The following is a 24168-nucleotide window of genomic DNA, read 5'->3' as shown; positions in this document are numbered from 1 at the left end:
GGGGCTCCAGAGAATGAATCGTTGTGGCGGGACATCGCCTGGCTGTCACCGTGCGCCCACGAGGAAACTCGCGTGATCGCCCGAGTGGCACCGCTACATGATCACAAAGGGTGATCTTCGCCCATCGGTAGGCAGGCGGCAGCAGCCATCGACAACTCGACCTCGTTACGGTACGCGCGGCTACGCCATCCGGTCAAACCGAGGCGGCGACGTGGTCCACTGTGCACAGGCTGTGGACAACGACTTGAACCGTACCCGTCGGCCTGACTACCGTTGCCCGACCCCTGATTTTTTGTCCCGACCGTCCCAAAGAACCACACATTCGTGGGACCCCCGTGAGAGAGCGTGCTCTGTGGCTGACGTACCTGCCGATCTTGCCGCAGTGTGGCCGCGCGTGCTCGAGAAGCTGCTCGGGGAAGGTCAGCAGGGCATCGAGCCCAAGGACAAGCAGTGGGTCGAACGCTGCCAGCCGCTGGCCCTCGTCGCCGACACCGCGCTGCTGGCCGTCCCCAACGAATGGGGCAAGCGCGTCCTGGAGGGCCGGCTCGCCCCGCTGATCAGTGACGCGCTGAGCCGCGAGTGCGGCCGCCCCATCCGGATCGCCATCACCGTGGACGACTCCGCCGGCGAGCCCGCTCCGCAGTCCCAGGGGCCGCAGCGCGACTCCTATGAGTCCGGTTCCTACTCCGGCCAGCGCGCCGGAGGCCACACCGGTCACTCGGGTCACACCGGCCCCGCCGAAGACCAGGGCCCCACCGCCCGCCCCGCCTACCCGGACTACCAGCAGCAGCGCCCCGAGCCCGGCGCCTGGCCCCGCGGCGGCCAGCAGGACGAGTACGGCTGGCAGCAGCCGCGCCCCGGCGGCTACCCGGAGCGCGACCCGTACGCCTCCCCGCAGCCCGGCTACCTCCAGCAGTCCGAGTCCCAGGGCTACGAGCCGCCGTACGATCCGCAGCAGTACGAGCAGAACCGTCAGCAGGGCTACGAGCAGCAGTCCTACGACAAGTCCTCCTACGAGCAGCAGCAGTACGAGCAGCCCGCGCCGCGCCCCGCCCCCGGACGCACCGGCCCCGGCGGCCCGGGCGGACAGAGCGGCACCGGCAGGCAGTCGGGCTCCTCCGGCGGCTCGGGCGGTTCCTCCTCGGGCCCGCTGGAGCCGACGGCCCGCCTCAACCCCAAGTACCTCTTCGACACCTTCGTCATCGGCGCCTCCAACCGCTTCGCGCACGCCGCCGCGGTCGCCGTCGCGGAGGCACCGGCCAAGGCCTACAACCCCCTCTTCATCTACGGGGAGTCGGGACTCGGCAAGACGCACCTGCTGCACGCCATCGGGCACTACGCGCGCAGCCTCTACCCGGGCACCCGGGTGCGGTACGTGAGCTCCGAGGAGTTCACCAACGAGTTCATCAACTCCATCCGTGACGGCAAGGGCGACGCGTTCCGCAAGCGCTACCGCGAGATGGACATCCTGCTCGTCGACGACATCCAGTTCCTCGCGAGCAAGGAGTCGACGCAGGAGGAGTTCTTCCACACCTTCAATACGCTGCACAACGCGAACAAGCAGATCGTGCTCTCCTCCGACCGGCCGCCCAAGCAGCTCGTCACCCTGGAGGACCGGCTCCGCAACCGCTTCGAGTGGGGCCTGATCACCGACGTCCAGCCGCCCGAGCTGGAGACGCGGATCGCGATCCTCCGCAAGAAGGCCGTCCAGGAGCAGCTCAACGCCCCGCCGGAGGTCCTGGAGTTCATCGCCTCCCGGATCTCGCGCAACATCCGCGAGCTGGAGGGGGCGCTGATCCGGGTGACGGCCTTCGCCAGCCTGAACCGGCAGCCGGTGGACCTCGGGCTGACCGAGGACGTCCTCAAGAACCTGATCCCCGGCGGCGAGGACGCGGCCCCGGAGATCACGGCCGCGGACATCATGGCCGCCACGGCCGACTACTTCGGGCTGACCGTGGACGACCTGTGCGGCTCCTCGCGCAGCCGGGTGCTGGTGACGGCCCGCCAGATCGCCATGTACCTCTGCAGGGAGCTGACGGACCTCTCCCTGCCCAAGATCGGGGCGCAGTTCGGCGGCCGGGACCACACCACCGTCATGCACGCGGACCGCAAGATCCGCGCGCTGATGGCCGAACGGCGGTCCATCTACAACCAGGTCACGGAGCTGACCAACCGCATCAAGAACGCCTGATTCCGGGCCTTGGGCCCGCCAGCGAGCACCGCCAAAGGGCGCTTCCGGAGCACACCGGGGGCGCCCTTCGTCGTGCGTGCGCCCCCAACTTGTTCGAATACGCCCCCGCGAGGCCAACTCATCCACAGATTGGGCGACTTTCTGTCGTCCACAGGCTGGGGACCGGGACCGTCACCCACAATCTGTCCACAGGGGCCCGTCCTGAGCGATCATCAGCCCAGGTCATGACCCTGTGGATTTGTGCGCAACCTTTGTCCACAGGCTGTGGACAACTTTTTGTCCACAGGTTCGTCCACGGCTCTGTCCACCGGCAACCCACAGGTTTGGATCCACCGTGCACAGGATCGGGGCGCTTCTCCACACCCTTGTCCACTGTTCGGCAACCGAGGGGCCCCTGTCACCACCCCGAGTGAAAGCGGTCACACCGATGTAGACGTTTGGGTTGTGGAGTACCGGGGGAAACCTGGGGACGCACCTGTGGAGTAACCGGGGTCACCTGGGGACGGCCTGTGCAGAAGTTTTTGTTCTCCACAGACACCGTGGGTTATCCACCGGCTCCGCCCACAGGCCCGGTGGATAAAAAACGCGCGCTGACCTGCGAAAAGGCAGTTATCCACTGTATCCACAGGGCCTACTACTACCCCTATGGACAGTTAGGCCTGGTCTGGTTTTCAAGCAGGGCCTGTGCACAACTCGCCGCTTCCGGCATCCCGACACCTCCCACCCGACTTGACCGCCGACAGCAACGCCTGTCGGCGCAGTGCGTCAGACTGGTCTCCGGCATCGGGGCAGAGAGCCTCCAGCCGACGACGAAGGCCAGCAATCAGCAGGAGGCGGTTTCCGGTGAAGATCCGGGTGGAGCGCGACGTACTCGCGGAGGCGGTGGCCTGGGCCGCCCGTAGCCTCCCGGCCCGGCCGCCGGTGCCCGTTCTCGCGGGCCTGCTGCTGAAGGCCGAGGAGGGCACCCTGAGCCTCTCCGGCTTCGACTACGAGGTCTCGGCCCGCGTCTCGGTCGAGGCGGACGTCGAGGAGGACGGCACCGTCCTCGTCTCCGGCCGGCTGCTCGCCGACATCTGCCGCGCCCTCCCCAACCGGCCGGTGGAGATTTCCACAGACGGTGTACGGGCGACCGTGGTCTGCGGCTCTTCGCGGTTCACGCTCCACACCCTGCCTGTGGAGGAATACCCGGCGCTGCCGCAGATGCCGACCGCGACCGGCACCGTCCCCGGTGACGTCTTCGCCTCCGCCGCGGCCCAGGTGGCCATCGCCGCCGGCCGCGACGACACCCTGCCGGTGCTCACCGGTGTGCGGATCGAGATCGAGGGCGAGCGCGTCACCCTGGCCTCCACCGACCGCTACCGCTTCGCGGTCCGCGAGTTCCTGTGGAAGCCGGAGGACCCGGAGGCCTCGGCCGTGGCCCTGGTGCCCGCCAAGACTCTCCTGGACACCGCCAAGTCCCTGACCAGCGGCGACACGGTCACCCTGGCGCTCTCCGGCTCCGGCAAGGGCGAGGGCCTGATCGGCTTCGAGGGCGCGGGCCGCCGCACCACCACCCGGCTGCTCGAAGGCGACCTGCCGAAGTACCGCACGCTCTTCCCGACCGAGTTCAACTCCATCGCCGTGATCGAGACCGCCCCCTTCGTCGAGGCCGTCAAGCGCGTGGCCCTGGTCGCCGAGCGCAACACCCCGGTCCGGCTGAGCTTCGAGCAGGGCGTGCTGATCCTGGAAGCCGGTTCCAGCGACGATGCACAGGCTGTGGAGCGCGTCGACGCCAAGCTGGAGGGCGACGACATCTCGATCGCCTTCAACCCGACCTTCCTGCTCGACGGCCTGAGCGCGATCGACTCGCCGGCCGCCCAGCTGAGCTTCACCACCTCGACGAAGCCCGCGCTGCTGAGCGGCCGCCCGGCCGTCGACGCCGAGGCCGACGAGGCGTACAAGTACCTGATCATGCCGGTGCGCCTCTCCGGCTGACCCGGACCGTCCGCCGCCAGCAGGCCGCCCAGGCCCGGTCCCGCCGCCCGCGGGTCCGGGCCTGCCGCCTTCCCCCGCGGCGCCGGATGGGCCGGGCCGCGCGGCCCGGCGTAGGCTCGGACGCGGGAAAACCCGGGAAAAATCGCCTAGACGCTTAAGGAACCACCTGATGGAGCTCGGTCTCGTCGGTCTCGGCAAAATGGGTGGCAACATGCGCGAGCGCATCCGCCGCGCAGGCCACACCGTCATCGGATTCGACCGCAACCCCGACCTCGCCGATGTCCACAGCCTGTCCGAACTTGTGGACAGACTGCAGGCCCCCCGCGTGGTGTGGGTGATGGTCCCGGCCGGCGAGGCCACCCAGTCCACCGTCGACGAGCTGGGCGAACTGCTCTCACCCGGCGACATCGTGGTCGACGGCGGCAACTCCCGCTGGACGGACGACGAGAAGCACGGCGCGGAGCTGGCCGCCAAGGGCATCGGCTTCGTCGACTGCGGCGTCTCCGGAGGCGTCTGGGGCCTGGAGAACGGCTACGCGCTGATGTACGGCGGCGCCCCCGAGCACGTCGCGACCGTCCAGCCCGTCTTCGACGCCCTCAAGCCCGAGGGCGAGTACGGCGCCGTGCACGCCGGCAAGATCGGTGCGGGCCACTTCGCGAAGATGGTTCACAACGGCATCGAGTACGCCATGATGCAGGCCTACGCCGAGGGCTGGGAGCTGCTGGAGAAGGTGGACTCGGTCACCGACGTCCGCGAGGTCTTCCGCTCCTGGCAGGAGGGCACGGTCATCCGCTCCTGGCTGCTGGACCTGGCGGTGAACGCACTGGACGACGACGAGCACCTCGAAGGCCTCAAGGGCTACGCCCAGGACTCCGGCGAGGGCCGCTGGACGGTCGAGGCCGCGATCGACAACGCGGTGCCGCTGCCGGCGATCACCGCGTCGCTGTTCGCGCGCTTCGCCTCGCGCCAGGAGGACTCCCCGCAGATGAAGATGATCGCCGCGCTGCGCAACCAGTTCGGCGGCCACGCGGTCGAGAAGAAGTAGCGAGGAGCCGCCGCACACCACCCGGCAGCACCACAGCAGCATCAGCACCACCAGCAGTACCACGCAGTAGGGCCGGGGGAGGTCGGCGCCGTCATGCACGTATCGCATCTGTCGTTGGCCGACTTCCGCTCGTACGCCCGGGTCGAGGTTCCGCTCGACCCGGGCGTCACGGCCTTCGTGGGCCCCAACGGCCAGGGCAAGACCAATCTGGTCGAGGCCGTCGGCTACCTCGCCACCCTCGGCAGCCACCGCGTCTCCTCCGACGCCCCGCTCGTGCGGATGGGCGCCGAGCGCGCGGTGATCCGAGCGGCCGTGACCCAGGGCGAGCGCAGCCAGCTCGTCGAGCTGGAGCTGAACCCGGGCCGCGCCAACCGGGCCCGCATCAACCGGTCCTCGCAGGTCAGACCGCGGGACGTGCTGGGGATCGTACGGACGGTGCTGTTCGCGCCCGAGGACCTGGCCCTGGTCAAGGGCGACCCCGGCGAGCGCCGCCGCTTCCTGGACGAGCTGGTCACCGCGCGCTCGCCGCGGATGGCGGCGGTCCGCTCCGACTACGAGCGCGTGCTCAAGCAGCGCAACACCCTGCTCAAGTCGGCCGCGATGGCCCGGCGCCACGGCGGCCGCTCCATGGACCTCTCCACCCTGGACGTGTGGGACCAGCACCTGGCCCGCACCGGCGCCGAGCTGCTGGCCCAGCGCCTGGACCTGATCTCCGTCCTGCTGCCGCTGGCCGACAAGGCGTACGAGCAGCTCGCGCCCGGCGGCGGCCCGCTCGGGCTGGTCTACCGGCCGACCTCGCTGGCCGGGGAGGCGGGCGAGGCGGTGGACTCGGGCGCGGCGCGGACCCGGGAAGCGCTGTACGAGGTCCTCATGGGCGCCCTGGCCGGGGCGCGCAAGCAGGAGATCGAGCGCGGCGTGACCCTGGTGGGCCCGCACCGCGACGACGCGCTGCTGCGCCTCGGGGAACTGCCCGCGAAGGGCTACGCGAGCCACGGCGAGTCCTGGTCTTACGCCCTGGCACTGCGGCTGGCCTCCTACGAGCTGCTGCGCTCCGAGGGCAGCGAGCCGGTGCTCGTCCTGGACGACGTCTTCGCCGAGCTGGACGCGCGGCGCCGGGAACGGCTGGCGGAGCTGGTGGCCGGCGGGGAGCAGGTACTGGTGACGGCCGCCGTGGACGACGACGTCCCGGGGGTGCTGGCGGGGGCTCGGTTCGGGGTGTCCGGCGGTGAGGTGACGCGGTGGTGAACGACGACGTGAACGGCCCCGGCGGTGCGGGGGTCCCGAGGGCCCCGGAGCCGTCGGGCGTGGACCTGGCCCGCCAGGCCCTGGCGGCGGCCCGGGAACAGGCGCGGGCGCGCGGCCTCGTGGCGGGCGCCAAGAAGTCCCGCCACGGCCAGCCGGGCCTGCGCTCGGGCGCCCGGGCGGACGGCCGGGACCCGATGCCGCTGATGGCGGCGCTGGACCGGCTGCGCACCGAGCGCGGCTGGGAGATGCCGATGGCGGTCGCGGGCGTGATGGAGCGCTGGGCTCAGATCGTGGGCCCGGAAGTGGCCGCGCACTGTGAACCGGAGCGCTACGAGGACCGTGAGCTGGTCGTGCGGTGCGATTCCTCGGCGTGGGCGGCCCAGCTGAAGCTGCTCGCCCCGCAGCTGGTGGCCCGGCTCAACGAGGACCTCGGGCAGGGCACGGTCCGGCTGATCAAGGTGCAGGGGCCGGGCGGCCGGGGCCGCCGGTACGGGCCGCTGCGGGCCCCGGGCAGTACCGGCCCGGGGGACACGTACGGCTGAGCGGGAGCGGTCACGGGCGTGGTGGCAAGCCGCCCCGCGCGGTCCTTCCAGTGGTCTCGCTCACGGTGGCGGGAGGTTGACAGCCCGAAGGGCTGGATGCCCGTGTGAGCCTCTTTGAGCCCCTGCCCGGATATGGGGAGTCGGAGAGTGAGGGTTGAGGGCGGCACATGCGTACTCAGGTACTGGCAAACCCCCATTCATGTCCGTGGTACCGGTAGACTGACGGGAATCCCGCCGCCTCGCGGGATCCAGTCGACAAAAGCTGACAACGCAGATTGACGCAGCCGCTCCCGCTCGCATGACTGCTGGCCCGGAGTACGGCCTGTGCTGTGCCAGAAAGGGCGCTTCGTGGCCGATTCCGGCAACCCCAACGACAACCAGTCCACAGTCGGCCAGAACGGCGAGGTCACGTCCTCGTACGACGCCAGTGCCATCCAGGTCCTGGAGGGTCTGGACGCGGTCCGCAAGCGGCCCGGCATGTACATCGGCTCCACCGGTGAGCGCGGGCTCCACCACCTCGTCTACGAGGTCGTCGACAACTCGGTCGACGAGGCCCTGGCCGGGCACGCCGACACCATCGACGTGACGATCCTCGCCGACGGCGGCGTGCGCGTGGTCGACAACGGTCGCGGTATCCCGGTCGGCATCGTGCCGTCCGAGGGGAAGCCGGCCGTCGAGGTCGTGCTGACGGTCCTGCACGCGGGCGGCAAGTTCGGAGGCGGCGGCTACGCCGTCTCCGGCGGTCTGCACGGTGTCGGTGTGTCCGTCGTGAACGCCCTGTCGACCAGGGTCGCCGTCGAGGTCAAGACCGACGGCTACCGCTGGACCCAGGACTACAAGCTCGGTGTCCCGACCGCCGCCCTCGCCAAGAACGAGGAAACGTCCGAGACGGGCACCTCGGTGACCTTCTGGGCCGACGGCGACATCTTCGAGACCACCGAGTACTCCTTCGAGACGCTCTCGCGCCGCTTCCAGGAGATGGCCTTCCTCAACAAGGGCCTGACGCTCTCGCTGACGGACGAGCGCGAGTCGGCGAAGGCGACGGCGGGCGCGGACGACCCGGACGCGGACGCGGCCGAGCCCCAGGCGCGCACGGTGAAGTACCACTACGAGGGCGGCATCGTCGACTTCGTGAAGTACCTCAACTCGCGCAAGGGCGAGCTGATCCACCCGACCGTCATCGACGTCGAGGCCGAGGACAAGGAGCGCATGCTCTCGGTCGAGATCGCGATGCAGTGGAACTCGCAGTACACGGAGGGGGTCTACTCCTTCGCGAACACGATCCACACGCACGAGGGCGGCACGCACGAGGAGGGCTTCCGCGCGGCGATGACGGGTCTTGTCAACCGCTACGCGCGCGAGAAGAAGTTCCTGCGCGAGAAGGACGACAACCTCGCGGGCGAGGACATCCGCGAGGGTCTGACGGCGATCATCTCGGTGAAGCTGGGCGAGCCGCAGTTCGAGGGCCAGACGAAGACGAAGCTGGGCAACACGGAGGCCAAGACCTTCGTGCAGAAGGTCGTCCACGAGCACCTGAACGACTGGTTCGACCGGAACCCGAACGAGGCCGCGGACATCATCCGCAAGGCGATCCAGGCCGCCACGGCGCGCGTCGCGGCGCGCAAGGCGCGCGACCTGACCCGCCGCAAGGGCCTGCTGGAGTCGGCCTCGCTGCCGGGCAAGCTGTCGGACTGCCAGTCCAACGACCCGGCGAAGTGCGAGATCTTCATCGTCGAGGGCGACTCGGCCGGTGGCAGCGCGAAGTCGGGCCGCAACCCGATGTACCAGGCCATCCTGCCGATCCGCGGCAAGATCCTGAACGTCGAGAAGGCGCGGATCGACAAGATCCTCCAGAACACCGAGGTCCAGGCGCTGATCAGCGCCTTCGGTACGGGTGTGCACGAGGACTTCGACATCGAGAAGCTCCGCTATCACAAGATCATCCTGATGGCGGACGCAGACGTCGACGGCCAGCACATCAACACCCTGCTGCTGACCTTCCTGTTCCGCTTCATGCGGCCGCTGGTCGAGGCGGGGCACGTGTACCTCTCCCGGCCGCCGCTGTACAAGATCAAGTGGGGCCGCGACGACTTCGAGTACGCCTACTCGGACCGCGAGCGCGACGCCCTGGTCGAACTCGGCAAGAGCCAGGGCAAGCGGATCAAGGAAGACTCGATCCAGCGCTTCAAGGGTCTCGGCGAGATGAACGCCGAGGAGCTGCGCATCACCACGATGGACGTGGACCACCGCGTCCTCGGCCAGGTCACCCTGGACGACGCGGCGCAGGCCGACGACCTGTTCTCGGTGCTGATGGGCGAGGACGTCGAAGCCCGGCGCTCCTTCATCCAGCGCAACGCCAAGGACGTCCGGTTCCTCGACATCTGAGTCGGCTCAGCTGACCGCCTGAAAGGATCTTTGACCAGCAATGGCCGACGAAACCACCCCCACCGCGGCGAACCCCGCGGAGGAGCAGCCCGTCATGCGCATCGAGCCCGTCGGGCTCGAGACCGAGATGCAGCGCTCCTATCTCGACTACGCGATGTCCGTCATCGTCTCGCGCGCCCTGCCCGACGTCCGGGACGGCCTCAAGCCGGTCCACCGGCGCGTGCTGTACGCGATGTACGACGGCGGCTACCGGCCCGAGAAGGGCTTCTACAAGTGCGCCCGCGTCGTCGGTGACGTCATGGGCACCTACCACCCGCACGGTGACAGCTCGATCTACGACGCCCTGGTCCGCCTGGCCCAGCCGTGGTCGATGCGCATGCCGCTCGTGGACAGCAACGGCAACTTCGGCTCCCCGGGCAACGACCCGGCCGCCGCGATGCGGTACACCGAGTGCAAGCTGATGCCGCTGGCCATGGAGATGCTCCGGGACATCGACGAGGAGACCGTCGACTTCCAGGACAACTACGACGGCCGCAACCAGGAGCCGACGGTCCTCCCGGCGCGCTTCCCGAACCTCCTGGTCAACGGCTCCGCGGGCATCGCGGTCGGCATGGCGACCAACATCCCGCCGCACAACCTCCGCGAGGTCGCGGCCGGTGCGCAGTGGGCGCTGGAGCACCCGGAGGCCACCCACGAGGAGCTCCAGGACGCGCTCCTGGAGCGGATCAAGGGCCCGGACTTCCCCTCCGGCGCGCTGGTCGTGGGCCGCAAGGGCATCGAGGAGGCGTACCGCACCGGTCGCGGCTCCATCACGATGCGCGCCGTGGTCGAGGTCGAGGAGATCCAGAACCGCCAGTGCCTGGTGGTCACGGAGCTCCCGTACCAGACCAACCCGGACAACCTCGCGCAGAAGATCGCCGACCTGGTCAAGGACGGCAAGGTCGGCGGCATCGCCGACGTCCGCGACGAGACCTCGTCCCGCACCGGCCAGCGCCTGGTGATCGTGCTCAAGCGCGACGCCGTGGCCAAGGTCGTGCTGAACAACCTCTACAAGCACACCGACCTCCAGACGAACTTCGGCGCGAACATGCTGGCGCTGGTCGACGGGGTGCCGCGCACGCTGTCGATCGACGCGTTCATCCGGCACTGGGTCACGCACCAGGTCGAGGTCATCGTCCGGCGCACGCGCTTCCGCCTGCGCAAGGCGGAGGAGCGCGCCCACATCCTGCGCGGCCTGCTCAAGGCGCTGGACGCGATCGACGAGGTCATCGCGCTGATCCGGCGCAGCAACACCGTCGAGATCGCGCGCGAGGGCCTGATGGGCCTGCTGTCGATCGACGAGATCCAGGCGAACGCGATCCTGGAGATGCAGCTCCGCCGCCTGGCGGCCCTGGAGCGGCAGAAGATCGTCGCCGAGCACGACGAGCTCCAGGCCAAGATCAACGAGTACAACGCGATCCTGGCCTCGGAGCAGCGCCAGCGCTCGATCGTCAGCGAGGAACTGGCGGCGATCGTCGAGAAGTTCGGCGACGACCGGCGTTCCAAGCTGGTGCCCTTCGACGGCGACATGTCCATGGAGGACCTGATCGCCGAAGAGGACATCGTCGTCACGATCACGCACGGCGGCTACGTCAAGCGCACCAAGACCGAGGACTACCGCTCGCAGAAGCGCGGCGGCAAGGGCGTGCGCGGCACGAAGCTGAAGCAGGACGACCTGGTCGACCACTTCTTCGTCTCCACCACGCACCACTGGCTGCTGTTCTTCACGAACAAGGGCCGGGTCTACCGCGCGAAGGCCTACGAGCTCCCGGACGCCGGCCGCGACGCCCGCGGCCAGCACGTGGCGAACCTGCTGGCCTTCCAGCCGGACGAGCAGATCGCGCAGATCCTCGCGATCCGCGACTACGAGGCCGCCCCGTACCTGATCCTGGCCACCAAGGGCGGCCTGGTGAAGAAGACGGCGCTCAAGGACTACGACTCCCCCCGTTCGGGTGGTGTCATCGCCATCAACCTCCGGGAGACGGGCGACGGCAACGACGACGAGCTGATCGGCGCCGAGCTGGTCTCCGCCGAGGACGATCTGCTGCTGATCAGCAAGAAGGCGCAGTCGATCCGCTTCACCGCGACCGACGACGCGCTGCGTCCGATGGGCCGCGCGACCTCGGGCGTGAAGGGCATGAGTTTCCGTGAAGGCGACGAACTGCTCTCCATGAGCGTGGTCCGGCCCGGTACGTTCGTCTTCACCGCGACCGACGGCGGCTACGCCAAGCGGACGCCCGTGGACGAATACCGTGTCCAGGGACGTGGCGGTCTGGGCATCAAGGCTGCCAAGATCGTCGAAGACCGCGGTTCGCTCGTCGGAGCGCTCGTGGTCGACGTCACGGACGAGATCCTCGCCATCACCCTCAGCGGTGGTGTGATCCGTACGCGCGTCAACGAAGTCAGGGAGACCGGCCGTGACACGATGGGCGTCCAGCTGATCAACCTGGGCAAGCGCGATGCCGTGGTCGGTATCGCTCGTAACGCCGAGGCGGGCCAGGAGGCTGACGAGGTCGACGAGACCGAGGAAGCCGAGGGACAGGCCGCCGAGGCCGCCGAGGGCACGCAGCCTTCGGCTGGGGAGCACGAGGAGTAAGCGTGAGTGGAGCCACGGGCGCCGGACCGGCCGAGAGCGGAGCGAACGGTGCCCGTGGCCCCGCCGCGGACTCCCAGGGGGGAACCGTGACGGACACCCGAGGACCGAAGTCCCAGGCCGGCGCAGCGGGCGGGCAGAACCGCCCCGCACAGCAGCACCAGCCGTCGCAGGTCCCCCCGGCGCCTTCGGGCCCGGGGGCTCCCCGCGGCGCGGCGCAGCGGCCGCCGCAGACGGGCGTGCGCACTGCGCCCAGGACGCGCAAGGCACGTCTGCGGGTGGCCAAGGCCGACCCGTGGTCGGTGATGAAGGTCAGCTTCCTGCTGTCGATCGCGCTGGGCATCTGCACCATCGTGGCGTCGGTGGTGCTGTGGATGGTCATGGACGCCATGGGCGTCTTCTCGACGGTCGGCGGCACGATCAGCGAGGCCACCGGGTCCAACGAGAGCAACGGGTTCGACCTCCAGTCGTTCCTGTCGCTGCCGCGGGTCCTGATCTTCACGTCGGTGATCGCGGTCATCGACGTGGTGCTCGCGACGGCGCTGGCGACGCTGGGGGCCTTCATCTACAACCTGTCCGCGGGCTTCGTGGGCGGCATCGAGCTGACCCTCGCCGAGGACGAATGAGCCGCGAATGACCTGCGCGGACGCCGTCCCGCAGCGGATTTTGGACTGACCCGGTCTGTGCGCTAATCTTCATCAAGTCAGCGCACAGCGCGGAGGGGCTATAGCTCAGTTGGTTAGAGCGCATCCCTGATAAGGATGAGGCCACAGGTTCAAATCCTGTTAGCCCCACAGTACGGATTCGGTCCGGCGGAGATTCTCCGCCGGACCGTTCTCGTTCCGGGTCTTCTCCCGGACGGGGTCCGGCCGTTGGGCTGCCGGGGGGCCTTCCCAGGTAACCGATCGGTATCGGTCGGTGTGTATAGTCGGGCGCCAGTAGTCCCCAACGTCAACGAAGGACGAGGTCGCGCGGTGAAGAAGCTTCTCCTGGTCGCACTGGCCGCCATCGGCGGGCTCCTCGTGTACCGCCAGATCCAGGCGGACCGCGCCGAACAGGACCTGTGGACGGAGGCAACTGACTCCGTGCCTTCTGGTTCCGGTGTGTGAGAGACCGAAGATTGATCTCATGAAGCCCCGACTGCCGCTGCGGTCGGGGCTTCGTGCTGTTCCGGAGCCGGTCCGGCGCTGGCCCGGCTCCGGCTGTTGCGGTATGCAAAATCTTTGATTGCGCTGGCAAACTCGGGGTGGGTGGGCGTGATGGTGCGGGTGTTCTCGGCTGTGCTGCTGGCGGGAACCGCCCTGGTGGGAACGGTGGGCGCCGCCGGCGCGGCGGCCGGCCCGGGAGCGGTGGCCGCGTACCGGCCCGCCGACGGAGCGAAGACGGTCACCGGCGCGGCGACCACGGCGGACGCTCCGGCGCTGGTCGCCGGGGCGACGTACGAGGACACCGCGGCCCCCGGCGAGCGCTACTACCGGGTGGTGCTGGACGCGGGCTCCAGCGTGTACGTCTCGGCCGTCGTGCGGCCCCCGGCCGGCGCGAAGGTCGGGTACGCGGACAGCGTGGAGGTCACGCTCATGACGAACGCCGGGAAGGCCTGCCCCGGCAACCCCGGCCGGGCCGCCTTCGGCGACGACCCCGTGCCCCTCGCCGCGGTGGGCTCCCGGACGCAGGCCGAGGACGCCGACTGCCAGGCGGCCGGGGTGTACTTCGTGAAACTGACCCGGACCGCCGCCAAGGACGCCGACCGGACGCCGTGGCCCGTGGAACTCCGGGTCATGCGCGAACCGGGCCTGGCTCCCGGCGCGGCGCCGACGGCCGCGCCCTCGGTCTGGCCGTCGGTCCCGCCCGCGGTGCCCGGCACCGAACCGGTGCCCCGGGCGGGCGGCACCGGCTTCAACGACGCCCGGGCGCTCGGCGCGGGGGTCTGGCGCGACGACCTGCGGCCGGGACAGACCCGTTGGTACCGGGTGCCCCTGGACTGGGGCCGGCAGCTCGCGGTCGGCGCGGAGCTGGCGGGTGCGCGGATAACGAAGGAGTACGGGGCGGCCTACGCCGGGCTGAGCGTCTCCCTCTACAGCCCCTACCGGAGCCTGATCGGCGCCAAGGACACCCCGTACGACGGCAGACAGGCGGCCACGGCACTGGCGTTGACGCCGCCGGTGGCCTACGCGAACCGGCTGTCCGACGACCGGTCGGTGCGGTCGGTCCGGGTGGCCGGCTGGTACTACCTGGCCGTGACGATGAGCGGGAAGGTCGGCGAGTTCACCGAGGACGCCTCCCCCGTGCCGCTGACCCTGCGGCTGACCGTCCAGGGCGGCCCCGCGGCCGCGCCGCCGTACGCGCAGGACCCGGCGGCGGGCGGCTTCGGGGTCCGGGCCGATGACCGGAGCGCGGCGCGCGAGGGGCTGACGGCACCGGAGGCGCGGGCCGCGGCCGGGAACCGCTCGGCGATGCGGGCGGTGGCCGCCGGCGGATTCGGAGCGGGGGCGCTGCTCCTGGCGGTGCTGGGCGGATGGATGCTGCTGGCGCGGCGGGGCGCCCGTACGCCCTAGGTGTATTGCTCGCCCTAGATCCGGGTCAGGGCCCAGAGACCCACGGCGAAGCACGCCAGGGCGGCCAGCAGCAGGGTGGCGGTGGCCTTCGGACCGGGCGCGGGGAGCGGGCCGACGCGGGGGGCGGGCGCCGCGGAGAGGTGCGCGTGCGGGGCGGCCGTCGGGTTCGTGGGCGGGGTGGCCGGTGGGTCCGAGTGCGGGTGCGCGGGTGGGGGCAGGTGGAAGCTGCCGGTCGCCGAAGGGGCGGGCGGGGGCGGGGCCGTGTCGTGCGGACCGAGGGGGCCGTAACCGGCGGGGAGCGGGCCGAGTTGGTCGAACACCTCGACCGGATCCTCGTCGGGCGCGGGGGCGGGCAGCAACTCCACTGCCCCGGCAAGGGCCTTGCGAGCGCCTGTGGCCGTGCGGAAACGGTTTCCGGGGTCCGGCTGCAGGAGAGTGGCGATGACGTCCCACAGGGCCGCGGGGACCCCTTCCGGGGCGTGCGGGGTGCCGTGGGCGAGGAAATGTTCGACCAGGGCCTGCGCGTCGGGCTTGCGCCCCAGGAGCAGGTAGAGGGCGACCAGTCCGACGGCGAACAGGTCGGCGGAGAAATCGGGTTCGGCGCCGAGGAGCTGCTCGGGCGCGAAGTAGCCGGGAGTGCCGACCACGTGGTCCGTCGCCGTCAGGCGGGGCTCGCCCTTGCGCAGGGAGATCCCGAAGTCGGACAGCCGCAGGTGCGGCCGTCCGGTTCCGGTGGCCTCCATCAGGATGTTGGCCGGTTTGATGTCGCGGTGGACGACACCTTCGGCGTGCACCGCCGCCAGACCCGACAGGAGCTGGTCGAGCAGGGTGCACGTGAAGCGGGGCGGCAGGGGCCCGTAGTCGCCCATGACGTGGCCGAGGGAACCGCCGCTGACCAGGTCCATGGTGAACAGGACCTTGTCGTCGTCGGCCGCCCAGCTCGTCGGGGCCAGTACGTGCGGATGGTCGATGCGAAGGGCCTGCTCGCGCACGAAGCGGAGCAGGGTGTGGGCGTCGCTCTGCTGGAGGACCTTGGCGGCGACGTAACGGCGGCGCCTGTGGTCCCAGGCGCGCCACACGGCGCCGACCGCTCCCCGGCCGATCGGGTCGATCAGCTCGTACCGACCGGCGAAGATCTCACCCATCGCTGCGCCCGTCCCCCCGTCATCCGTCAGCCCGTCGGTTCCTCGTGGGCGCGTCTCAGTTCTGGTGCGCCTCGTAGTGGGCGACGGCGTCGGCCGTGCGTCCGGCTCCGTACACCCGGAGGAACTCTGCCAGTTCCGGGTGGCTGGGAGCGAGGGTGTCCGCCGCGTCGATGATGTCGCCGGCCGCGGAGACCGACCGCAGCAGCGACTGGATCTCGCGGACGACCCGCTTGACCGTCGGGGCTCCCGAACCGGTCGCGGTCTGACCGCTGTTGCTGAGGACCGAGCCTCCCTGGGTCTTCTTGATCTCGTCCATCCGGTCGGTGGCCTCCGCCGCGCTGACGCTGCCGTCGGCCACCTGGCCCGCGAGATCCTGGAGGGCCTGGACGCGCTGCACCACGGCCGGGTTCCCGATCTTGGCGCGCTGACCGCTCATCAGCTGGGACAGCATGGGCGCCGACAGACCGAGGACGGCAGCGAGGCGGGCCTGGTTCAAGCCGAGGTCATCTATGAGCCGACGGAAGAGCGCTCCGAGGGGCTCCCCGTACCAACTGCGCTGAAGTTCCCGGGCTCTGGCGGTTGCCTCTTGCTGTACTGCGTCCACTCTTACTACTCCCCTTCGCTGGTGCGAACCTCGCGTGCATCTTACGGAGAGTGGTCGCGGGGCGGGAGTCCCTATCATTTTGCGGGATACGGGGGTACACCCGGTACTCTGGTCTGCGGAACGGCTGCTCCTTTCGAGGGGACAGCCACGTCCGTTCCCGGGGCCTTAGCTCAGTTGGTAGAGCGCTGCCTTTGCAAGGCAGATGTCAGGAGTTCGAATCTCCTAGGCTCCACTTCGTGAGGACCCCCTTGACCTGCGGATACGCAGTCAAGGGGGTCTTTTTTTGTCCGTTTCCGAGTCGGGAGGACCGGCGGGCGCAGCCGCCCTATTCCGGGGTGACGTAGGCCCCCGCGATGCCGCCGTCCACGAGGAAGTCCGATGCGGTGATGAAGGACGAGTCGTCGCTGGCGAGGAAGGCCGCCGCGGCGGCGATCTCCTCGGGCTCGGCGAAGCGGCCCGTGGGGATGTGGACCAGGCGGCGGGCGGCGCGTTCCGGGTCCTTGGCGAACAGCTCCCGAAGGAGGGGAGTGTTGACCGGGCCCGGGCACAGAGCGTTGACGCGGATGCCCTCACGGGCGAACTGGACGCCCAGCTCGCGGGTCATGGCGAGGACGCCGCCCTTGGACGCGGTGTAGGAGATCTGCGAGGTCGCCGCCCCCATCAGCGCGACGAACGACGCCGTATTGATGATGGAACCCTTGCCCTGTCGCTGCATGTAAGGGATCACGTACTTGCAGCACAGGAAGATCGACGTGAGGTTGACCTCCTGGACGCGGCGCCAGGCGTCCAGGCCGGTCGTGAGGATCGAGTCGTCCTCCGGGGGCGAGATGCCCGCGTTGTTGAAGGCGACGTCGATGCGGCCGTACGTCCGGTGGGCCTCCTCGTACAGGTGACGGACCGCGGCCTCGTCGGTGACGTCCGTCCGTACGAACAGGCCGCCCGTTTCGTCGGCAGCGGCCTGGCCGGTGACCGGGTCCACGTCGGCGACGACGATCTTCGCGCCCTCGTCGGCGAGGCGGCGGACGGTGGCGAGGCCGATGCCGCTGCCCGCTCCCGTCACCACCGCGACCCGGTCCTGGAGCCGCAGGCGGTGTGCTGTGTTCATGGTCATGGGGTGTGTCCGTTCGTACGTGGGAGGGAGGGGAGCGGGTGGAGGGGTGGATCAGAGGCGTTCGAAGCCGCGGCGCAGTTCCCAGTCGGTGACCGCGCTGTCGTAGGCAGCCAGTTCGTTGCGGGCGTGGTGGGCGTAGTGGGCCACCACCTCCGGGCCGAAGACCCGGGTGGCCAGCGCGCTGTTCTCCCACAGCGCCAGTGCCTCCCGCAGGTCGCGCGGGGCGGCCGGCGCGTCCGTGGCGGCGTAGGCGTTTCCGTCGAAGGCGGGCTCCAGCGGGAGCTCCCGGTCGATGCCGTCCAGGCCCGCGGCGATGAGGGCGGCCACGGCGAGGTACGGGTTCACGTCGCCGCCCGGGAGCCGGTTCTCCACCCGCAGGGACGGGCCGTGGCCCACCAGGCGCAGGGCGCAGGTCCGGTTGTCCACACCCCACTTGACGGTGGTGGGGGCGAAGCTGCCGGGAACGAAGCGCTTGTAGGAGTTGATGTTCGGCGCGTGGAAGAGCGTCAGCTCGCGCAGCGCCGCCAGCTGGCCGGCCAGGAAGTGCTGGCCGAGCCGCGACAGGCCCCCGGGGCCGTCGCCGGCCATCACGGGAGTGCCGTCGTCGGCGCGCAGGGAAATGTGGACGTGGCAGGAGTTGCCCTCGCGCGCATTCGGCTTGGCCATGAAGGTGAGGCTCTTGCCCTCCTGTCCGGCGATCTCCTTCGCACCCGTCTTGTAGACGGTGTGGTTGTCGCAGGTGGACAGGGCCTCGTCGTACCGGAAGACGATCTCGTGCTGGCCCAGATTGCACTCGCCCTTCGCGGACTCCACGTACATTCCGGCGCCCGTCATCGACGTACGGATGCGGCGCAGCAGCGGCTCGGCCGGGGAGGTGCCGAGGACCGAGTAGTCCACGTTGTAGTGGCCGGCCGGCTCCAGGTCCCGGTAGTCCTTGCGCCACGCCTCCTCGTAGGTGTCCTTGTAGAGGATGAATTCGAGCTCGGTGCCGACCATCGCCCGCAGGCCGCGGGCGGCGAGGCGGTCGGTCTGGACCCGGAGGATCTGGCGGGGCGAGGCGGAGACGGGCCGGCCGCCCTCCCAGCGCAGGTCGGCGAGGACGAGTACGGAGCCCTCGTGCCAGGGCAGCATCCGCAGGGTCGACAGGTCGGGTACGAGGACGAAGTCCCCGTACCCGCGGTCCCACGACGACATGGCGTAGCCGTCGGCGGGGTCCATCTCCACATCCACGGCCAGCAGGTAGTTGCAGCCCTCGGTGTGGGCCTCGGCGACCTCGTCGAGGAAGTACTCCGCGGACAGCCGCTTGCCCTGGAGGCGGCCCTGCATGTCGGTGAAGGCGAGGACGACCGTGTCGGTCTCCCCGGCCGCCACCCGCTCGCGGAGCCGGTCGAGGGTGAGCATGCCCTTGCGCTTCGTCATGTCGTTCTCCACGGATCGATGGGGGCGGCGGTCAGCCGGCGAGGGCGAGTTCGGCTTCGAGGGCGGCGAGTTCCTCCGGGGTGCCCTGGACCCGCGGGCCGGTGAACCAGTGGCGGGCCGAGATCAGCCACCACGCTCCCGCGAAGCCCAGTACGGCCAGGACGGCCACCGGGGCGTAGTTGAAGGTCTCCCAGCTGATCGGCGAGGACTGGGGCAGGACGAAGAGGACGGTCACGCAGCCGACCCAGGCCACCGCGACGAAGCCGACCGGGCGGCTCCAGCGGCCCAGGTGCCAGGGCCCGCGCTCGAAGTCCGCGCCCCTGCGGAGCCGCAGGAAGGTGGGGATGGCGTACGCGATGTAGAGACCGATCACGGCGATCGAGGTGACTGCGCCGTAGGCGGTGAGGTTCCACAGGGCGGGGAGGCCGAGCAGGAACGCACCGCCGACCGCGAGCCAGACGGCGTTCGTGGGGGTTTGGGTGCGCCGGTTGATCTTGTGCCACAAGAAGGAGAGGGGCAGTGCGCCGTCCCGGGAGAAGGCATAGATCATCCGGGAGTTGGCGGTCACGGACGACATCCCGCAGAAGAACTGGGCGCCCACGACGACGAGCAGCAGCAGCTTGGCGGTGGTCAGCCCGACGGCGTCCAGGAAGATCTGCGCGGGCGGCACCGCGGCCCCCGCCTCGGAGGCGTAGTCCTGAACGGCGTAGGTCAGGCCGATGAGCAGCACCCAGCCGACGAGCAGCGACACGGCGATGGACATCGCGATGCTCCTGGGACCCGAGCGGGCCGCGTCGTGGGTCTCCTCGGTCATGTGCGCGGAGGCGTCGTAACCGGTGAACGTGTACTGGGCGAGCAGCAGACCGAGTGCGGCGACGTAGGCCTGCGCCCCGAAGCCGGTGCCGTTGGCGAAGTGGCCGAAGACGAATCCGGCCGACTGGTGGTGCTCCGGCGCGCCGGCGAGGACGCCGACGATCAGCAGGACACCTCCGATGTGCCACCAGACGCTGATGCCGCTGAGCAGCGGGAGCAGCCGGACCCCGAACTGGTTGAGCAGGCCGTGAGCCAGCAGGATCACGCCGAAGAGGACCACGGTGTGCCCGATGGAGACGGTCCACCAGCCCTGGAGTTCGAGCAGCGCGTTCAGGAAGGTGGCAGCGCCGAAGTCCACTCCGGCGGTGACGGCGACCTGGCCGAGGAAGTTGAACCAGCCGGTGAACCAGGCCCACGCGGCCTTGTTGCGCCGGGCGAGCTTGGCCGACCAGTAGTACAGGCCGCCCGCCGTCGGATAGCCGGAGCAGACCTCGGCCATGGCCAGGCCGACGAAGAGCGTCATCAGACCGACCACCGGCCAGCCCCACACGATGACGGCGGGGCCGCCGGTCCGCATGCCGAAGCCGTACAGGGTCAGGCAGCCGGACAGAACCGAGATGATGGTGAAGGAGACGCCGAAGTTGGAGAACGCCGTCATCCTGCGCCGGAGCTCCTGGGTGTAGCCCAGTTCGTGCAGACGGCGCTCGTCGTCCCCGGTGGTGTGCGGGGCCGTGCGCGGGGCCGCGGGCGGATTGGTGTGCGGGGTCGTCTTCATCGTCGGATCCTCGGTCTGCGGGGGCTCAGAGGGTGTACGCGCGGGTGGCGAGGGTGTGGCCGGACGCCTCGCCGGACCAGGTCACCGCCGCCGGGCGGGGGGAGCGCAGGGCCCCGGCGGGCAGGGTCGGGGTCTGGGCCACGGCCCGCAGGGGGAGGGGTCCGCCGCCGCTCACCCGCAGGGTGATGTCGGTGCCTTCGGTGCCGGGCGCGGCCATGATGAAGCCCCAGCCCCACGCGCCCGCTCCGGGGGCGCGGTTGCGGCCGCCGGGCAGGTACGCCGTGCCGTGCAGGGCTCCGAGAACGGTGGTCCGGCCGGTGTCCGCGTACAGCATCAGCTGGGTGGGGGTGCCGCCCTCCGAGCCCAGGTGCAGGGTGAGCGTGCGGACGCCGTCCGCCTGCCGGTCCTCGCGGACCGTCAGGGTCGGCAGCGGTACGGGCACCGCCGGGGCCGGGCCCGCCCGGCGGCTGTCGGCCGCGGTCAGCGGGGGGAAGGAACGGGTGAGGTCCGAGGCCTCCGCGGTGGCGTGGCCGGCGACCCAGGCGTCGGGGTTCCTGCCGTCGCTGATCCAGCGGGCGGTGCCCGTGTCGGCGTCCAGCGCGTACATCAGGCTCACCTGGGACGGACGGCCCGCGTCGGTCCGGTCCGTGACCGCTCCGGTGACCAGGAGGCCGGTGCCCAGGAGGGACAGCGCGCAGCACACGGCCAGGATGCGCAGGCGCGGCAGGACCGGCGTCGCCGGTACGGCCAGCGGCGCCGCCACCAGGACGACGACGGCCAGCGGGACCGAGGCGTACACGAGACCGACGGTGGTGAAGAGCATGAGCACGATGGGGGTGAGGAGGGCCGCGGCGGGGACCGCGGCGAGCGCCGCGCAGGCGCCGTGCCACGGGGAGCGGCGGGGCAGCCGGGCCGCGGCCGCCAAGCCCGCCGCACCGGTCAGGGCCGGCCAGGCGAAGAGGTAGGAGGCGCCGGGGAAGACCAGCGCGGTGACCACGGCGAGCAGCGTCAGGACCCCCGTGACACCGGCGGCGAGTTCGAGGACGGTACGCGGTGCGCCGCTGGCGCCGCTCCGTCGCAGGAACGCCGTCCAGGCCCAGGTCAGGACCACGGCGACGGCGGTCAGGCCGAGTGCGGGCAGCTCGGGGCGGTACGGGTCGCCCAGCATGAACCCCCGGTAGTCCGGGCGGAGCAGGGTGAGGAGCTCCCAGCCGAGCCAGCCGGCGGCGGCCGCGCCGATCAGCGGCAGCGGCAGCGTGCCGGCCGTCACCCCGACGGCCCGCAGCCGTACGGCGCGGCGCCCGCGGGCGAACCACAGGGCCGCGGCGAAGCCGAGTGCGGCGAGGCCGGCGAGCGGCAGGACCAGGGAGACCGGGTAGTGGAGCAGGACGCCGAAGAGCGTGACGTACGTGGCGTCGGACTGCCCGGCGACCTGCGCGAGGTCGCTCGCGGCGAGATGGCGGGTGGCGGACAGCGCCGCGGAGCCCATGTCCTGCAGGCTGGAGCGGTCGACGTTCGCCAGGTTGTCCTGCGGGGTGTGGTAGTTCGCGGAGCTGCCGACCACGGCGAAGTTGAGACCGGTGAGGCCGGTGCGGCGCAGTTCGGAGAGATCGGTGTCCTGCGCCAGGAGGCGGTAGATCTCGTACGAGAACGAGGTGGCGACGGGGGGCCGGGCGGCCAGCGAGGGGATCAGGGCGCTGTTGTGCGCGCCCGTCTCGAACATCACCGCGCGTCCGGACGTGCCGCGCGCCTCCAGGTTGAGCACCACGGTGCGCGCGGGGTCGGTGATGCCGGCGGCGGTGAAGGCCCGGGCGCCCATCAGGCCCGGCTCCTCGCCGTCGGTGAAGAGGAAGGTGATGTCGTTGCGGGCGGCCGGCCCCGAGGTCAGCGCGCGGGCGGACTCCAGCAGCGAGGACACTCCGAGGCCGTCGTCGGAGGCGCCGGGACCGGTCTCGACCGAGTCGTAGTGCGCCACGAGGATCACGTGGCCGGTGGACTCCCGGCCGGACAGGGTGGCGCTGATGTTGCTCACGCGGGCGGAGAGGGCGGCTCCGGAGCCGGTGTCGGTGCTCACGGCGCCGTCCACGCGGGGGGTGAGCCCGAGGGAACGGAGTTCGGCGGTGATCCGGTCGCGGACCCGGTCGTGTTCGGGGGTGCCGACGGGGTGCGGGGCGTCGGAAAGACCGGCGAGCTTCGCGTGGGCGCGGTCGGCGGAGAAGGCGGTGGCGGGGGCGTCGGCGGGGAGCGGAGCGGGCCCGGACAGGGTGGTCCAGGCACTGGCCGCGGCGGCGATGGTGGCCGTGGCGGCCACCAGCGATCGGGCAAGACGGCGCCGGGCGATGGGGCGGGAGGTCTCGGGTTCGGGCCGGGCCGCAGGTGCGGGCGCAGGCGCAGGTTCAGGATCGGTCGAAGGTTCGGGATCGGTCGAAGGTGCGGGCCCGGGCTTCGTTTCTGCCTGCGGCTCCTCGGTGTCCAGGCTCCTCGGCGGCAGCATGATCAGTGCCGCCGCGGTGGAGGCGGCCATCAGGGCCGCGGACATCAGGAACGGTGCCCGCAGGCCGAAGTGGGCGGCCACCGTGCCGCCGACCAGGCCGCCGACCGGGGACACCCCGTTGACGACGAGCCGGTAGGCGCCGTTGACCCGGCCGAAGAGCTCCGTGGGGACGAGGACCTGGCGCAGCGAGATGGTGACGACGTTCGCCAGGGAGATGGCGGCGCCGACCAGGCTCAGCGCCCCGGCCGCGAGGAACGGGTTGTTCGTCAGGCCGGGGACCAGGAATGCCGGCGGGCACAGCGCGAACGCCAGGTGGAGGGTGCGGCCGCGGCCGATCCGCTTCACCACGAGCGGTGCGACGAGCAGGCCGACCAGACCGCCGACGGCGACCAGGACCATGAGCAGGCCGTACGAGTTCGCGCCGATCCCCAGGGTGTCCAGGGCGTACAGGACGGCGATGGACAGCACGGCCAGGATCGAGAAGTTCAGGGTGCCGATCAGCACGCAGACGGTGCGCAGCGCGTGGTTGCCGCGCAGCCAGCGGATGCCCATGGCGGTCTGCTCGCGCAGCAGGCGCGGCGTCATCCGTTCGGCCGGGGCGGCGGGAACGGCGCGGGTTGTCCCTGCCGCGGGCCGGCGGATCGAGAGGATCAGCAGCGCCGAGAGGCCGAAGGAGACCATGTCCAGGGTGAACGGCAGCACGTGCGAGGTGGAGAACAGGAACGCTCCCAGGGGCGCCCCGAGGAACTCCGTGGTGACGAACTGTCCGCCCATCAGCCGGCTGTTGGCGGAGTCCAGCGAGGCGGTGCCCGTCACATCGGGCACCACCGCCTGCGACAGGTTCTCCGCGAGCGTCTCGATCGAGCTGAGGACGAAGGCCGTGACGGCCAGGACCGCGACGGAGACGTTGCCGGTGAACACCAGCAGCGCGAACAGGCCGATGACGGCGGCCCGTGCCACGTCGCAGATCCACAGGGCCCGCCACCGGTCGACCATGTCGGCCAGCGTCCCGGCGAACGGACCCACGATCAGCCACGGAAGCCGCGAGGCCACCGTCACGAGCGCCACCTGGAACGGGTCGTCGGTGAGCGTGGCGGCGAAGACCGCGAACGCGGTGATCCTGATGCCGTCGCCGAGTCCGGAGAGCGTGGTCGCGCTCCACAGGCGGCGGAAGCCGTCGGCGAATCCCTTTTTGGCCGTGGCCTCTGGCGTCACGGTTCCGGTTGCCACGGGCCTTC

16 protein-coding genes and 2 tRNA genes are annotated in these 24168 nt (G+C 70.7%); 12 read left to right on the top strand and 6 right to left on the bottom strand.

What is annotated here, in order from left to right; genetic code table 11:
• Positions 1 to 97 precede the first annotated feature (97 nt).
• From dnaA to AC0693_RS23085, 11 genes are all read left to right on the top strand, one after another.
• A complete protein-coding gene (gene dnaA, locus AC0693_RS23135) occupies positions 98 to 2191 on the top strand; it encodes a chromosomal replication initiator protein DnaA (RefSeq protein ID WP_469331063.1) in 2094 nt (697 codons plus the stop codon).
• A gap of 843 nt (positions 2192 to 3034) precedes the next feature.
• Entirely contained in the window at positions 3035 to 4165 is a 1131-nt protein-coding gene (gene dnaN / locus AC0693_RS23130) for a DNA polymerase III subunit beta (protein ID WP_356403142.1), read from the top strand.
• A 169-nt stretch (positions 4166 to 4334) separates the two neighbouring features.
• Positions 4335 to 5210, top strand: a complete 876-nt coding sequence (gene gnd / locus AC0693_RS23125; protein WP_356403140.1) for a phosphogluconate dehydrogenase (NAD(+)-dependent, decarboxylating) — start codon at positions 4335 to 4337, stop codon at positions 5208 to 5210.
• Positions 5211 to 5303: 93 nt separating this feature from the next.
• The gene (recF, locus tag AC0693_RS23120; protein WP_469331068.1) at positions 5304 to 6455 is read left to right on the top strand and encodes a DNA replication/repair protein RecF; all 1152 of its coding nucleotides are present in this window, start codon (positions 5304 to 5306) and stop codon (positions 6453 to 6455) included.
• The gene (locus tag AC0693_RS23115) at positions 6452 to 6997 is read left to right on the top strand and encodes a DciA family protein (RefSeq protein WP_469331070.1); all 546 of its coding nucleotides are present in this window, start codon (positions 6452 to 6454) and stop codon (positions 6995 to 6997) included. The genes recF and AC0693_RS23115 overlap by 4 nt, the downstream gene beginning before the upstream one ends.
• A 324-nt stretch (positions 6998 to 7321) precedes the next feature.
• On the top strand, positions 7322 to 9382 hold the full coding sequence (gene gyrB / locus AC0693_RS23110) for a DNA topoisomerase (ATP-hydrolyzing) subunit B (protein ID WP_356403131.1): 2061 nt from the start codon (positions 7322 to 7324) through the stop codon (positions 9380 to 9382).
• Between the two features lie 40 nt (positions 9383 to 9422).
• Positions 9423 to 12017 carry a DNA gyrase subunit A gene (gene gyrA / locus AC0693_RS23105; protein WP_468467041.1) on the top strand — a complete coding sequence of 865 codons (2595 nt, stop codon included), beginning with the start codon at positions 9423 to 9425 and terminating at the stop codon, positions 12015 to 12017.
• Positions 12018 to 12019: 2 nt separating this feature from the next.
• The gene (locus tag AC0693_RS23100; RefSeq protein WP_356403126.1) at positions 12020 to 12640 is read left to right on the top strand and encodes a DUF3566 domain-containing protein; all 621 of its coding nucleotides are present in this window, start codon (positions 12020 to 12022) and stop codon (positions 12638 to 12640) included.
• 94 nt (positions 12641 to 12734) lie between these two features.
• A tRNA-Ile gene (locus AC0693_RS23095) sits at positions 12735 to 12808 on the top strand.
• A gap of 180 nt (positions 12809 to 12988) precedes the next feature.
• The gene (locus AC0693_RS23090; RefSeq protein ID WP_208809277.1) at positions 12989 to 13123 is read left to right on the top strand and encodes a DLW-39 family protein; all 135 of its coding nucleotides are present in this window, start codon (positions 12989 to 12991) and stop codon (positions 13121 to 13123) included.
• A 114-nt stretch (positions 13124 to 13237) separates the two neighbouring features.
• A complete protein-coding gene (locus AC0693_RS23085; protein ID WP_478802746.1) occupies positions 13238 to 14569 on the top strand; it encodes a hypothetical protein in 1332 nt (443 codons plus the stop codon).
• Between the two features lie 14 nt (positions 14570 to 14583).
• Here the strand turns inward: AC0693_RS23085 and AC0693_RS23080 are convergent, their stop codons facing one another.
• Together AC0693_RS23080 and AC0693_RS23075 are read right to left on the bottom strand one after the other, a co-directional pair.
• Positions 14584 to 15714, bottom strand: a complete 1131-nt coding sequence (locus AC0693_RS23080; protein ID WP_478802745.1) for a serine/threonine-protein kinase — start codon at positions 15712 to 15714, stop codon at positions 14584 to 14586.
• A 55-nt stretch (positions 15715 to 15769) separates the two neighbouring features.
• A complete protein-coding gene (locus AC0693_RS23075) occupies positions 15770 to 16318 on the bottom strand; it encodes a helix-turn-helix domain-containing protein (RefSeq protein ID WP_356403119.1) in 549 nt (182 codons plus the stop codon).
• Between the two features lie 159 nt (positions 16319 to 16477).
• On the opposite strand from AC0693_RS23075, the gene AC0693_RS23070 reads away from it, so the two are divergent.
• A tRNA-Ala gene (locus AC0693_RS23070) sits at positions 16478 to 16550 on the top strand.
• Positions 16551 to 16643: 93 nt separating this feature from the next.
• Here AC0693_RS23070 and AC0693_RS23065 read toward each other — a convergent pair.
• The 4 genes from AC0693_RS23065 to AC0693_RS23050 all read right to left on the bottom strand — a co-directional run bounded on the left by AC0693_RS23065 (position 16644) and on the right by AC0693_RS23050 (position 24160).
• Positions 16644 to 17429: a 3-oxoacyl-ACP reductase gene (locus AC0693_RS23065; protein ID WP_478802744.1), complete on the bottom strand. Its 786-nt coding sequence runs from the start codon at positions 17427 to 17429 to the stop codon at positions 16644 to 16646.
• A 51-nt stretch (positions 17430 to 17480) separates the two neighbouring features.
• Positions 17481 to 18848: a glutamine synthetase family protein gene (locus AC0693_RS23060; RefSeq protein WP_478802743.1), complete on the bottom strand. Its 1368-nt coding sequence runs from the start codon at positions 18846 to 18848 to the stop codon at positions 17481 to 17483.
• 31 nt (positions 18849 to 18879) lie between these two features.
• On the bottom strand, positions 18880 to 20319 hold the full coding sequence (locus tag AC0693_RS23055; RefSeq protein WP_478802837.1) for an amino acid permease: 1440 nt from the start codon (positions 20317 to 20319) through the stop codon (positions 18880 to 18882).
• A gap of 142 nt (positions 20320 to 20461) precedes the next feature.
• Positions 20462 to 24160 (bottom strand): MFS transporter, encoded by a 3699-nt coding sequence (locus AC0693_RS23050; RefSeq protein ID WP_478802742.1) that lies wholly within the window; start codon positions 24158 to 24160, stop codon positions 20462 to 20464.
• Positions 24161 to 24168 lie beyond the last annotated feature (8 nt).

This window comes from Streptomyces sp. NPDC043876, from assembly GCF_056435825.1.
This window is presented reverse-complemented; position numbering and strand designations above follow the sequence as displayed.